This is a genomic window from Psychrobacter sp. FME6 (assembly GCF_014861365.1).
In the GTDB taxonomy this organism is placed as follows: Bacteria; Pseudomonadota; Gammaproteobacteria; order Pseudomonadales; family Moraxellaceae; genus Psychrobacter.
In genome coordinates this window covers 1-12,850 of sequence record NZ_RRYW01000024.1, presented here as the reverse complement: position 1 = coordinate 12,850, position 12,850 = coordinate 1, and the positions used below count along the sequence as shown (strand labels likewise).

General features: G+C 42.6%; 9 protein-coding genes and 1 other RNA gene. 5 read left to right on the top strand and 5 right to left on the bottom strand.

The window, feature by feature from the left end; translation table 11 throughout:
- Nucleotides 1-54: 54 nt before the first annotated feature.
- Nucleotides 55-1,257, bottom strand: a complete 1,203-nt coding sequence (locus tag EI162_RS05245) for a phosphoglycerate kinase (RefSeq protein WP_192523373.1) — start codon at nucleotides 1,255-1,257, stop codon at nucleotides 55-57.
- A 374-nt stretch (nucleotides 1,258-1,631) separates the two neighbouring features.
- Between EI162_RS05245 and EI162_RS05240 the strand changes: the two genes are divergently transcribed.
- Nucleotides 1,632-1,961 carry a TraR/DksA family transcriptional regulator gene (locus EI162_RS05240; RefSeq protein ID WP_192523372.1) on the top strand — a complete coding sequence of 110 codons (330 nt, stop codon included), beginning with the start codon at nucleotides 1,632-1,634 and terminating at the stop codon, nucleotides 1,959-1,961.
- A 43-nt stretch (nucleotides 1,962-2,004) separates the two neighbouring features.
- Here the strand turns inward: EI162_RS05240 and EI162_RS05235 are convergent, their stop codons facing one another.
- Nucleotides 2,005-2,682 (bottom strand): thiamine phosphate synthase, encoded by a 678-nt coding sequence (locus tag EI162_RS05235; protein WP_192523371.1) that lies wholly within the window; start codon nucleotides 2,680-2,682, stop codon nucleotides 2,005-2,007.
- Between the two features lie 122 nt (nucleotides 2,683-2,804).
- Nucleotides 2,805-3,893, bottom strand: a complete 1,089-nt coding sequence (locus tag EI162_RS05230; protein WP_192523370.1) for a serine hydrolase — start codon at nucleotides 3,891-3,893, stop codon at nucleotides 2,805-2,807.
- A 466-nt stretch (nucleotides 3,894-4,359) separates the two neighbouring features.
- Between EI162_RS05230 and EI162_RS05225 the strand changes: the two genes are divergently transcribed.
- The 3 genes from EI162_RS05225 to EI162_RS05215 all read left to right on the top strand — a co-directional run bounded on the left by EI162_RS05225 (nucleotide 4,360) and on the right by EI162_RS05215 (nucleotide 8,705).
- Nucleotides 4,360-4,995: a response regulator gene (locus EI162_RS05225; protein ID WP_192523369.1), complete on the top strand. Its 636-nt coding sequence runs from the start codon at nucleotides 4,360-4,362 to the stop codon at nucleotides 4,993-4,995.
- 45 nt (nucleotides 4,996-5,040) lie between these two features.
- Nucleotides 5,041-6,807 carry a sensor histidine kinase gene (locus EI162_RS05220; protein ID WP_192523368.1) on the top strand — a complete coding sequence of 589 codons (1,767 nt, stop codon included), beginning with the start codon at nucleotides 5,041-5,043 and terminating at the stop codon, nucleotides 6,805-6,807.
- Between the two features lie 167 nt (nucleotides 6,808-6,974).
- Nucleotides 6,975-8,705 carry a sigma 54-interacting transcriptional regulator gene (locus tag EI162_RS05215; RefSeq protein WP_192523367.1) on the top strand — a complete coding sequence of 577 codons (1,731 nt, stop codon included), beginning with the start codon at nucleotides 6,975-6,977 and terminating at the stop codon, nucleotides 8,703-8,705.
- A gap of 136 nt (nucleotides 8,706-8,841) precedes the next feature.
- Here EI162_RS05215 and EI162_RS05210 read toward each other — a convergent pair whose 3' ends face one another.
- Complete coding sequence (locus tag EI162_RS05210; protein WP_225736906.1) at nucleotides 8,842-10,293, bottom strand: S41 family peptidase; 1,452 nt, start codon at nucleotides 10,291-10,293, stop codon at nucleotides 8,842-8,844.
- 280 nt (nucleotides 10,294-10,573) lie between these two features.
- Entirely contained in the window at nucleotides 10,574-12,232 is a 1,659-nt protein-coding gene (gpmI, locus tag EI162_RS05205; protein WP_192523365.1) for a 2,3-bisphosphoglycerate-independent phosphoglycerate mutase, read from the bottom strand.
- Between the two features lie 261 nt (nucleotides 12,233-12,493).
- On the opposite strand from gpmI, the gene ssrS reads away from it, so the two are divergent.
- Nucleotides 12,494-12,689, top strand: a non-coding RNA gene (gene ssrS, locus EI162_RS05200) — 6S RNA.
- Nucleotides 12,690-12,850 lie beyond the last annotated feature (161 nt).

The window sequence follows — 12,850 nt, the reverse complement described above, 5'->3', positions numbered from 1 at the left end:
CCCATCATTAGTTGTATGCCTAATGTTACTTAACTTCTGAGTATCGTTAAGCGCTTAAGCATCAATCTGTAATGCAGCAACAGCGGGAAGCACCTTGCCTTCTACAAACTCCAAAAATGCGCCGCCACCTGTTGACATATAGCTGACACCATCAGCGATTTGATATTTATCGATTGCAGCTAACGTATCACCGCCGCCAGCGATTGAAAAACCAGCGCTAGCCTTAACCGCAGATGCCAATATTTGCGTGCCATTACCAAAAGCATCGACTTCAAAAACGCCGACGGGACCATTCCATAAGATAGTTTTTGCATTGATAATGGCATCAGCCAACTGCTTTGCACTATCTGGTGCGATATCTAAAATCATGTCATTGTCACCAATGGCATCGACAGACTTAATGGTGGCAGTAGCCTGTTGTAAAGAGCCCATAAAATCATCAAAGTTAATGTCGTTCTTATCGGCAACCACGACATATTCAGGCAGTAGTATCTCAGTTTTACTCATAATGTCACGAGCAGTATCGACCAAGTCTGCTTCGTATAGCGAGGCACCAACGCTATGGCCTTGCGCGGCTAAGAAAGTATTGGCAATGCCACCACCCACGATAATTTGTGAGCACACTGTCGCCAAACTGTGTAAAACCTCTAACTTAGTCGACACTTTCGAACCACCAACGATGGCCAGCATCGGCTGCGCGGGTGTTTCAAGTGCTAAGCTTAGAGCATCAAGCTCAGCTGCCAATAAAGGTCCTGCGCAAACCGTTTTATTCGCTTGACGCATAGCTTGAGTGACGCCTTCCGTAGACGCTTGCGCTCGATGTGCCGTACCAAAGGCATCCATGACAAATACATCGCACAAATCGGCGTATTTCTGTGCTAAATCCACGTTATTTTTCTTCTCACCTTTATTGAAGCGCACGTTTTCTAATAAAACTACCTCACCGGCTTTAATTGACACACCTTGAGTCAAATAATCAGTATTAAGGCTCACTGGTGACTCTAGTTTATCGCTTAAATAATCAGCCACTGGCGCCAGTGAGTAGACCGCCTCAGGACTGCCTTCAGTTGGACGCCCTAAATGTGAGCAAACAATAACCGCAGCACCCTTTTCTAGCGCCATTTTTATAGTAGGTAAACTGGCTTGCAGACGAGCATCACTCGTGACTTTACCGCCTTTAATAGGTACGTTGAGATCCTCTCGAATCAACACTACTTTGTCGGTCAAGCTCAGCTCACTCATACGCAAAAAATTCATTACCTGCTCCTATTTAGCATCTATTATTAATCTACAATGTGACGGTTGACTGCCTGTTCTTAAATAATGGTTATCAAATCTATTTAATCTGTTTAATCGATTTATCTTACCGTTGGTTTTTTATAGTCAGCTCACTTAAAAAGAACGATAGCACAGCTGACCCAGCAAGAATTTAAGGCGGTGTATTCTAGCAGTTTTCTCTCAAAAACTCATAAATATCCATCGGCTCGATAAAACGATCAGTAACATTTCGTGGTGGTACTCAAAAATTATGACCTCTATGATAGAGGGACTCTTTATCACAAACCTTACTTATCATAAAAAAATCATCATAAAGAAGACAAACAATAAAAATAATCCACTAGGAGCATACGATGAGCATCGATTTAAATACTGCCAAGCAGAATCTACTAAAACTAAAAGATGAATATGAAAATCGAATCAGAAAAATCGAAGATCACATCCAAAACCCACAAGATGACCTTAATGAACACTGGGAAGACCAAGCGATTTCTTATCGTCAAAATGATATGCGCAAAAACCTAATGGGCGAAGCACGTCAAAGCTTAGTCTATGTCGAAAATGCCTTAAGCCGTATAGAGAACGGTACTTATGGAGAATGTGAGGTGTGCGGCAAGCAAATCGAAGAGCAACGCTTAGAAGCATTGCCCTACGCTACCCTATGTATGGAGCATGCTGAGTAAAGAGGCGCTTTTATAAAAGATAGTAGCTATCAAGCAGGGTTTTTTATTCAGAAGACCACTTAGAAAAGGTTGACTTAGAAAACACCTGCTGCCATTGCTGACAACGCTTAGCAATGCTTTTTACAGGCAAATCCATAATATCACCCACTACCGCTACATAGCTAATAGGCAAGCCTGCCAGCTCTGAGACGTTCTCTGCCGTTAGTCCCCCTATCACGCAAATATTGATACCTTGCTGACAGCCATTAATAAGCTGCTGACGCGAAATAGTATCAGCGTTTGGTTTGGTATTTGAGGCAAAAACAGCGCCCATTGCCGCGTAACTCGCCCCTTCATCTTGCGCCTTTTTGACCAACGTCACGCCGCCATGACAGGTACGACCAATAATCTGATTGGCTGCTATACGCTGCTTGGCGGCGTGAATACTGCCATCTTCTTGACCAAGATGAACCCCGATGCCAAGTTTTACAGCCAAATCGATATCATCATTCATGACAACTGGTACATTGTGCGCTTTAGCCAAATCTACTATTTTCAGTGCTTCCTTGTAAAGCCTGGACTCACCATCAGCTAGCGCCAAGGTTTGTTTTCGCCGGATTTGTAATAGCGCGATTAACCCTGTCCCCAGTGCTGCCTCTAATTTCTTATATAGAAGCGCAAACTCGTCGTCATTGGTCAACAGATACAGTTTTGGCACTCGAGAAGTTGATGTCTGAACCATTTAACGCTCCTTGCTCTCAATACATTACTCAGCACAATACATTTCTCCGTACAATGGCGCCACACAATAAAAAGGCTGTTATGTGAGATAACAGCCTTTTTATAAATGCTTAAGCAATAACCTTACACCGTACGGCGTGTCGCTAAGCTGTTTAGGATATTTTTAGCATCGCCCCAACGTGTGGCTGAGCTATTCGCGCCTAGGATAACAATAATTGCTGGGCGGTTATTCACACGCGTTTCCATCACCACGCAACGGCCCGCTTCGTTAATGAAACCTGTCTTTGAGATACCAATAGGATAGTTACCTGCACGTACCAAACTGCTGGTATTATTGGCTTTATAAGTGCGGTTGCCACTCGAATAGTTTGAAACAAAGAAGTCATAGCTCTTAGTAGTAGAGAAACGACGAATCACATCATAATTACCAGCGGCGCGTACCATTTTGACTAAGTCATTTGATGAAGCAACGTTACGCTTATCAAGTCCCGTGGGATCACCGAAATAGGCAGTGGTCATACCTAGATCTTGGGCTTTACGATTCATCGCCCGGATAAAGGCCTTATAGCCACCTGGATAGTTACGCGCTAGACTTTTCGCTGCTGGGTTTTCTGATTTCATCAATGCCATCAATAGCATTTCAGCACGGTTTAGACGATCGCCTGATTTTAAGCGTGAGCTTGCACGTTTAGGACCAACGAAATCTTCTGGATCGAGCGTAATCTCTTCACGCATATCGAGACCCGCATCCAATACCACCATCGCAGTCATTACTTTACTAATACTGGCCATCGGACGGGCAATGTCGGCGTCTTTTTCATAAATAGACTCACCCGTTTCTGCATCAATGACGGCAACACTGCGCGAATCAGTGCTAATTGGAATCATATCACTGCTACCAAAAGCACCGCGATAAGTCGTGTTGAAAGTATTGTTGCTATTGTAACTGTTATTGCTGCTGCCAAAACTGTTGGTATTAGTGATATTAGTCGACCCGTAACCCGTATCGACTTTTTTGATAGCAGAGCCTTTAGACTTATACATGATGTTGCGTGCTTCAGATAAGCTATCGGCTCCACCTCGGCTTATACGAGCACTAGAGCCATTGTCAGCGCTACCATTAATAGTCAATGCCGCTTGTGCAACACCGCCCAAACTCAATGAAATCATAGCAGCGATTAATTGCTGTTTGGTTAATGGTAGTTGCTTCATTATGCCCCCTGCTGCCGCGATGCCATTAAAATTAGTAACTTTAATTAAAAGTCAGTAATTAGAAAATCAGTTACATACTAACTAATAGCAACAACGTACGTAGCATTTATGGATGTGTTTGTAAGTACTCATATAGAGTTTTTGTATTTTTAGTGTATCATGGTTTGCATTTAAGTTTAATCTATCAAACTGATTTAATGGTTTATTTTGACCTAATTCAAGTTTTGCTACAACTACTTTATATTATAGAAACATTGCTTCACATTGCAGCAATATAATTTAACTTTGAATGCTGTAATCATTCGTATTTTGTTATATTAAACGGCGAAATTCATATAACATCTATATAACATAGTAACAGTATTTCACCTTCTCAGAAATAAAAAAATGACACCACGGTTTGGTTTTGCCGGTCATTTAGCATCAATAAAAACCTTCATTCTGACAAATAATAAAGAGTATCGTTATGATTAAAGTATTGGTAGTAGATGATCATGATTTGGTAAGAATGGGTATCAGCCGTATGTTATCAGACAGTGCCGACATCGAAGTGGTTGGCGAAGCGGATAGCGGTGATATGGCCATTAAACTGGCCAAACAACTACATCCTGATGTGATTTTACTGGATGTTAATATGCCCAATATTGGTGGACTTGAAGCAACCAAACGCTTAATTCAACTGAATATGGGTATTAAGATATTGGCCGTGAGTAGTATGTCAGCACAGCCTTATCCCTCCATGCTTATCAAAGCGGGTGTCAATGGCTATATTACTAAAGGCACACCTCTCGAGGAGATGATTCGAGCGGTCAAAAAAATCTATCAAGGCGGGCGCTACTTTAGCCAAGATGTCGCCGAGCAATTGGCTGATGTTTTATTATCAGATAATGCCAATTCACCTTTTGACTTATTGAGTGATCGTGAAAAACAGGTAGCAATGATGGTCGTCAACTGTCAAAGCCCGCAACAAATCGCCGATCAGCTGTTTGTCAGTGTCAAAACTATTAATACTTATCGCTACCGTATCTACGAAAAAGTCGGTGTAGATAGTGATGTCAAGTTGACTCATTTGGCAATTCGTCACGGCCTGATTCAACCATAAGTCATTTAAGCACTTAAGCATCTATCCTTTTATGACGGTCAATTTATGAAGTCTGCTACTGCTATCACTCACTATTTACATCGCGAAGACACCCTCCCTCTATCGCAACTGCGCAGACTAGGTCTCATCTATAGCAGTTATCGCTTTGTTCTTAGTTTGTTTTCTATGCTAACGGTATATATCACTGCTCGCACGGGTGGTAGCACATCCCTACCAAGCTTCCTGCAGCAGACCGCACTCAGCTTTTATGTCATTCTTAGCTTAATCTTGCTTGGCTTGTTTTATGTTGTGCATAAAAAAATGCAACGGCAGCTAGCGCTTGGACTGGCATTAGATGTCATTATATTAAGCTTATTATTGTATACCGCAGGTGCGCCTGACTTGCAGTTGACCATGCTTTATATGGTGGTCGTGGCAGCAAGCTTTATGCTACTGCAAGGCTCACAAGCATTAATCATTACCCTACTCGCTATTATTTTTGTCATTTATCAACAGTTTTTTTATGCCATTGCCAATAGTATGAATTTGGCCAATTTGGCTGATGCTTTACTCATGTCAGCGAGCTTTTTAGCGGTCGGTGGCTTGAGCTGGTCAATCTCGCACCGCTTAGTACAGCTTGAAAAAGTAGCCGCCAATCATGCCAAAGAAGTCGAAAGACTGAATGTCATCAATCAAGAAGTGGTCACGCAAATGATTAGCGGTGTCATTGTTATCGATACCCAGCATATCGTCTTGGCAAACCTTGCGGCTCACCAATTACTGAGCATTTCACATAATCCGCGAGAGTTGTTGCACAGCACCACCGTTGATAAACAAAATAGGCGAAATAACTCTCGTAACACCCTTCTATCTAACTTCCAGCAGCAGCTCAATGAGCAGCATTCGCAGCTGTTTGAGGCTTGTTTGTCGGTAGCAGCTGGGCAGTCGCGCAGCTTTACTTATGACTTGCCTGCGGTAGCAAACGCTTCCATATTTGGCAAGCTACGAGTACAAATCATCCCATTAAAAGATGGCAGTAAATTGATCCTGCTGGAAGACTTACGCCGTGAACAAGCCAGCGCCCAACAATTAAAACTGGCCTCTTTAGGACAATTAACAGCCAGTATCGCTCATGAAATAAGAAATCCACTAGCGGCTATCTCACAAGCCAGCCAGCTGCTGATGGAGGATAGCCTAGAAAGTACTACGCAAAACACAACAGATGACAGTATGGCAGCTAGTGCATTAAGCAGCGATACGACTGGTAATTACGAGCTTTATAAAATGATATTTTCACAGACGAAGCGGGTGAATCGTATCATCGAGGACATTCTAAAGCTGTCGCGACAACAAGCGGCAAAACAGCAGTCGGTTGCGTTAACCGAGTGGGTACCAACATTTTTAGAGAATTACTTTCAAGGACACGATATTTTTCTGCATATTAAGGCTCAACCCACCATCTCTTTCGATACCCATCAATTAGAGCAAATCTTAATTAACTTAATTAACAATGGCTTACGTCATAGTAGCTACGCTCACCCTCATGCCTTTGTGGAAATCGAAATTTATTGTGCAGATAACGATGTTATAATTGATATCTTAGATGGGGGTGCTGGTGTTAATATTGACGATATTCCGCATTTATTCAACCCGTTTTTTACCACAGATGAAGCAGGAACAGGCTTAGGATTGTATTTATCGCAAGCATTTTGTGAAGCTAATCAAGCCCGTTTACTTTGTATTCCTGAGCACGAAAAAACTTGCTTTCGTTTGATTGCTCCTGCGACCAACTCTGATACTACCTTTAAAAATACTGAAGACTCCCTTGATTAAAGTTTTTGTAAAGTAAGATGTTTGTCTTATGAAAAAGGTTGATCTCTTAAATATTTGCTATAAAAAGCTGTATACGATTGATTCCTCGGTATTCTGCAAAAGGGCTTTACCCTTGTTTCGTTTAAAACCTTAATACTTTATAGCTGTTGAACACGATGAGATGATGTATGACAAAAACCGCACTAGTCGTTGATGATGAAGTAGATCTGTGCCGATTAATGCAGATTACTTTGAATAAAATGGGTATCAAAAGTGATGTGGCATATACACTGGCACAAGCAAGATCATACTGGCAAGAAAATGAGTATGATTTTTGCTTGACTGACCTAAAGCTGCCTGACGGTTCAGGGCTGGAGCTGGTAAAAGAAGTTAGCAATAGCTCTAATACCCCGATAGCCGTTATTACCGCACACGGCAGTATGGACTTAGCTATTGAAGCATTAAAGATGGGCGCTTTTGATTTCGTTAACAAGCCACTTGAGCTGCCACGTTTACGTCAATTAGTCGAAAATGCCCTAAAGGTTATTCATCGAGATAGCGAAGCGCAAACCACACCTGAATCTACACCCGAACAAAAAATGTTAGACAGTAGACTCATCGGTGATTCTGCCGTGATGCATCCCCTCAAAAAAACTATTTTAAAATTGGCCCGCTCGCAAGCACCCGTGTTTTTGGCTGGGGCATCTGGTACGGGTAAAGAAGTAGTCGCCAGATTGATTCATGACTTAAGCCCGCGCAGGGATGGCAGCTTTGTGCCAGTGAACTGTGGGGCGATACCTTCAGAGCTCATGGAGTCGGAGTTTTTTGGTCACAAAAAAGGCAGCTTCACAGGTGCTGTCGCTGACAAGCAAGGTCTTTTCCAGCAGGCTAACGGTGGTACCTTATTTTTAGATGAGGTGGCCGACTTGCCTTTGGCGATGCAAGTAAAGCTGCTACGAGCCATCCAAGAAAAAACGGTACGTGCCATTGGCGATACAAAAGAAACGCCAGTCGATATTCGTATCTTATCTGCAACCCATAAAGATTTGAGCCAGTTGGTGCAGGATGGTACGTTTCGACAAGATCTGTACTACCGTATTAATGTTATTGAATTAAAGCTACCAACGCTTAATTCGCGTCGTGATGATATTCCTGTCTTGGCAGAATATTTTTTGGCCATGATTGCTGGTGAATGGCAGTTAGAGACGCCGCCATCATTAACGATGGAGGCTTGCCAGCGCTTACAATGCCATGATTTTGCTGGCAACGTCCGTGAGCTACGTAATATACTCGAGCGCGCTGTAACCTTAGCGGAAACGTCACATATTGATGTCAGTCATTTAGGCCTACCCGAGCTTGATGCTGACTTTGACGTTGCTAATCAAAGTACAATATCTCAAGGTCAAAATGGGCTCTCAAGTATTCCTAATATTCAGTTATCCGAGCAAAAAATACATGAGCCACTGGCAACGCAATCGATAGACAATCAAGAGCACATCTCTCAGCCTACAGACAGAACGACCACGGCAAAGATGCAGCAAACAACCTCTAATTTGCACCCCTATCGTACTAATATTCAGCACTACTCTTCTATGATACAGCGCTCAGTCGCTAACGAGGTAGAGCGACCTAATGCCACTATTACTAATAACGACCGTAAAAAACAATCTATCGATCGTCACTTTATTGAGACTGAGAACGACACGTCAGCCAACCCAAGTGCCTTCGCTGATGGCGAATTACCGTCTGAAGGTTTGGAGCATTACTTACAAGAACAAGAGACACAGCTGATTATCACTGCACTTAAACAAACTGGCGGGAATAAAACTCAAGCGGCAGAACTGCTTGGGACCACTTTTCGCTCTTTACGCTATCGCATGAAAAAGTTAGAAATCGATGAAAATTATTCTAAATCATGACCGGCAAAAACCACAATGTGGTTATGATATTTCGTTAGCTTATTTCTGTCAGCCAATCAAGCTTGATACAGCCTATTTTAGTTTTAGTATAGGCAGTTCTAAATAAAAACGATACTTTGTTAGCTACGTGCTCCTGTTATAAATTTTTATTGCTGGTTCCAGCCTTATCTTTTTCAGAGGGTTTTCGGACAAAACGAACCCCCGAATCAAGTGCTTGCTCTTGCAACAAGTCAAGCGCCTGCTGCTCCCATGTACGCTCACTACCTGATAATATCACATCAGGCTCTACCCCAATCCCGTCTATCTTCCTGCCTGATGCCGTCATATAGTTGGCGACGGTTAGCTTAACTGCCTGCTCATCATTGAGCGGTATCACCGACTGCACCGACCCTTTGCCATAACTGACCTCACCAACGATAGTGGCACGCTTTTGCGCTTGCAAGCTACTGGCCAACACTTCTGCTGCTGACGCTGAATATCTGTTTTGTAAAACAACTACTGGTAATGATTCGAGTAACGCCGTACCTTGAGTCGATAGCGTCCGTGAGTCACTTTGGCGGCCTTTTACTTGTACCACATCGGTATCATTCATAAACAAGCTGGCGACGCTTATAGCCGACGTTAACACCCCTCCTGGATTGTCACGCATATCTAATAAAATACCTGATACAGGGGCTTCTAAGTTGATTAAACTTTGTAGCAATTTTTCACGGCTATTATTTTGAAACGCGGGCAATCTAACAATAGCGATTCCATCCGTAAGCCTTGTTTCAATAATTTGTGGGTGGTTATTATTACGCTGTAAAGTCGTGGTATGTTTACGGCGACCCGCTTTAGAGGTCACAACATCCACTTGCGTACCAGCAATCCCAGTTAAAAGTTGCTCGATATCATTATTCTCTTTGTCCTGATCAAGTTTAAACTCGGCAACTTGATGCAAGTAATCACCAACAGCGATGCCTTTTTTATCGGCAGGTGAATCGTCAATGACCTCAGTAATGACCCAGTAGCCAATTTTTGACTGATATTCCACCTTGATACCGATATCGCCAACGTCCCCTTCGGTAAAAGCGCGCAGATTTTCATAAGCTTCGGCATCTAAGAACTCTGCATGACTATCGAGCTTAGTCAACATACCACTCATCGCATTGTTGAATAACTCCTCATCATTCACAGCATCAACATATTCACGGCGAACTAAATCAACCACGGCGACAAATGTTTTTAGCGTTTCAGGAGATATAGCTTTTAATGACACCTCCGCGACTTCTTCTGGAATATCCGTATTAATGTCATCTGAGTCGTTGTTCAACACGCTTTCATCAGGCACAGCATCTATTGAGTCATCGACTTGGTCTGCAGATTCTAACAAATCGGCGATATCTGATAAGTCATCAGCGCCATTGTTGATTGGCACATCATCTGCATTTAAGCTAATCAATTGCAAACTTGCCGTTGGATTACTGTCATCATTATTGAGAGCGGCATGGGCAGGGATATTCACTACAGTAAATCCCATCAAACCTGTAATCAGTGCCGGTTTTAATAAACGAAAGCTAAGAAAATTAGTATTAATAGATACTGTCATCGTTGATTTTTCCAATCTTTTAGACATTAATAAAAATAGAGGTTTGATAATATGCATAAAAAAATCACTGTATTTTTAAAGTTATTGTATGGTCATTTATGAATAATATCCTATAAAATAGCACTAAGCCACTATCTAAGACTAGGCTAGTATTGCAAGTAACTTAGGCGAAATGTATCGTAAAAAACACATAAAAAAAGGAAGGATAATCACTATCCCTCCTTTCTACTTTTATTGTTTTAGCCGTACTAAGAAGCTGTCAACATATTAAATAACAGGCTTATGATGCTGGAATCAATAAACTCTCACCTGTCATCTCAGCGGGTGCTTCAACATCCATTAACGCTAAGATAGTCGGTGCCACATCACTAAGCTTACCACCATCACGTACTGTTACTTTTTGCTCACCAATATAAATGAGTGGTACCAATTCTGTCGTATGCTGAGTATGGACTTGACCGCTCTCGTAATCTTGCATTTGCTCACAGTTCCCGTGATCTGCCGTGATAAGCATATCCCCACCCGCTGCACGAACTGCTGCTGCTACGCGACCAACGCTGACATCTAATGCTTCTACAGCTTGCACCGCTGCGTCGAATATACCGGTATGCCCGACCATGTCACCATTGGCGTAGTTGACCACCAGCACATCATATTTGCCAGACTCAATAGCCGCCACCAATTCATCGGTCACTTCTGGGGCGCTCATTTCAGGTTTTAGATCATAAGTCGCAACATCGGGAGAAGGTACTAAGATACGGGTTTCGCCTTTATACTCTTCCTCACGGCCACCACTAAAGAAAAACGTCACATGGGCGTATTTTTCAGTTTCCGCGATACGTAGCTGGGTTTTACCTTTATCCTGCAAATACTCGCCAAGCGTGTTGGTCAATGAGGTTGGATAATAAGCGATACTGGTTTTTGGGTTGTCTGCCAAAATATCTGAGTATTTAGTCAGCATCACAAATGCCGCAAGTTTTGGTTGTTTATGACGGGCAAAACCTGAAAACTCATGATCGGGCAATACAAAGGCTTGCGCAAGCTCGCGAGCACGGTCAGCACGGAAGTTCATAAAAATAAGCGCGTCATTATCATCAACGGTATATGGCACTTCATCACGACCAATCACCACAGTCGGGTTGATAAATTCATCGGTTTCGCGCGCTTTATAAGCCGCCTGCACCGCACCATCAGCACGGGTCGACAAACGATCCGCTTTACCCTCAGTGATCAGCTCATAAGCTTTTTGTACGCGATCCCAGCGATTGTCACGATCCATCGCATAGTAGCGACCAATGATACTGGCAATCTGTACGCGGCCCCCTTCATAATGCGCATTGAGCTTATTGATATGGTCGCGCAGACGATTGATGTACTTATCGGCAGATTTGGGCGGGGTATCACGGCCATCTAGGAAGCAATGCACAAAGACGTTTTTGGCACCATGTACCAATGCCGAGTGACACATCGCTTCGATATGGTCTTGATGCGAATGCACACCACCATCTGATAGCAGACCCATAATATGGACGTTACCACCAAGCTTGTTCGCCGCTTTTACGGCATTGACTAACGCTTCGTTTTTATAGAACTCACGATTTTCTACCTCACTTGAGATACGGGTCGAATCTTGATAAAGAACCCGACCAGCACCCAAGTTCATATGCCCCACTTCTGAATTACCAAACTGACCATCTGGCAATCCCACATCCTCTCCTGAAGCTGATATCAAGCCATGTGGATATTGTTGATAAATCTTATCTAAGTTTGGCATATTGGCGGCGGCGATCGCATTGTCCTTATCATCTTCTCGATACCCAAAACCATCTAATATCATTAAGACATGCGGTGTTTTTTTATCCTCTGCGCTATCTCGCTTATTATTAAGCTGCGCTTTATTATCATTAATAGCTTCTGATGGTTGCTGGGTGTTGGTCATTGATTACCGCTCCTCAAGTGAATGAACGCCTATGATGCTGTATTAGGATCTCTAAAGCCCTCTATATTAACACACATCTCAAAATAGCTGAAAAATTGACCTTTTAGGCTATCAATCAAGCGCTTTTTATGCTTCCATTTGAATGATTTTTTAGGAGGTGATGACCTCAATAATGCCAATTATTAAGTCTAAGTATCAATTTGTATAAGTACCAATCTGTAATTCGTACTTGCAATCCCTCAAGCCATTGGTTAAGATAAATGTATTCTGAAGTGTTGGCTAGTAGATGTTTATTCCCTGAGCCGATAATGCTTTACCAGGATGTGGTACCTATTACTTCATTGTGTATGCCTGCACCGCTTGCGGTGTATCAGGAAACCTGCCGAGGTAATGACGCATCCGCCCTGAACTTCACGGTTCATGGGTCACCATCTTACGGCGGCACTTCGGTTGTTATATTAGGTTAGTAGCTCTTCTATTTAGATTCATTTAGTTTATAATAAATGAGTGATAACCACTAAAAAGCCCCTTTTGTCATTGACGAAAGGGGCTTTTTTTATAGCCTTAGATTAACACATGAAGTGCAATACCAAATGCGAGGTGAAAAAAAGACCTAGA

Bases quoted from the DNA above. Each gene is read 5' to 3' on its own strand.
- EI162_RS05245 (WP_192523373.1), bottom strand. From the start codon at position 1,257: ATGAATTTTTTGCGTATGAGTGAGCTGAGCTTGACCGACAAAGTAGTG.
- EI162_RS05240 (WP_192523372.1), top strand. From the start codon at position 1,632: ATGAGCATCGATTTAAATACTGCCAAGCAGAATCTACTAAAACTAAAA.
- EI162_RS05235 (WP_192523371.1), bottom strand. From the start codon at position 2,682: ATGGTTCAGACATCAACTTCTCGAGTGCCAAAACTGTATCTGTTGACC.
- EI162_RS05230 (WP_192523370.1), bottom strand. From the start codon at position 3,893: ATGAAGCAACTACCATTAACCAAACAGCAATTAATCGCTGCTATGATT.
- EI162_RS05225 (WP_192523369.1), top strand. From the start codon at position 4,360: ATGATTAAAGTATTGGTAGTAGATGATCATGATTTGGTAAGAATGGGT.
- EI162_RS05220 (WP_192523368.1), top strand. From the start codon at position 5,041: ATGAAGTCTGCTACTGCTATCACTCACTATTTACATCGCGAAGACACC.
- EI162_RS05215 (WP_192523367.1), top strand. From the start codon at position 6,975: ATGACAAAAACCGCACTAGTCGTTGATGATGAAGTAGATCTGTGCCGA.
- EI162_RS05210 (WP_225736906.1), bottom strand. From the start codon at position 10,293: ATGACAGTATCTATTAATACTAATTTTCTTAGCTTTCGTTTATTAAAA.
- gpmI (WP_192523365.1), bottom strand. From the start codon at position 12,232: ATGACCAACACCCAGCAACCATCAGAAGCTATTAATGATAATAAAGCG.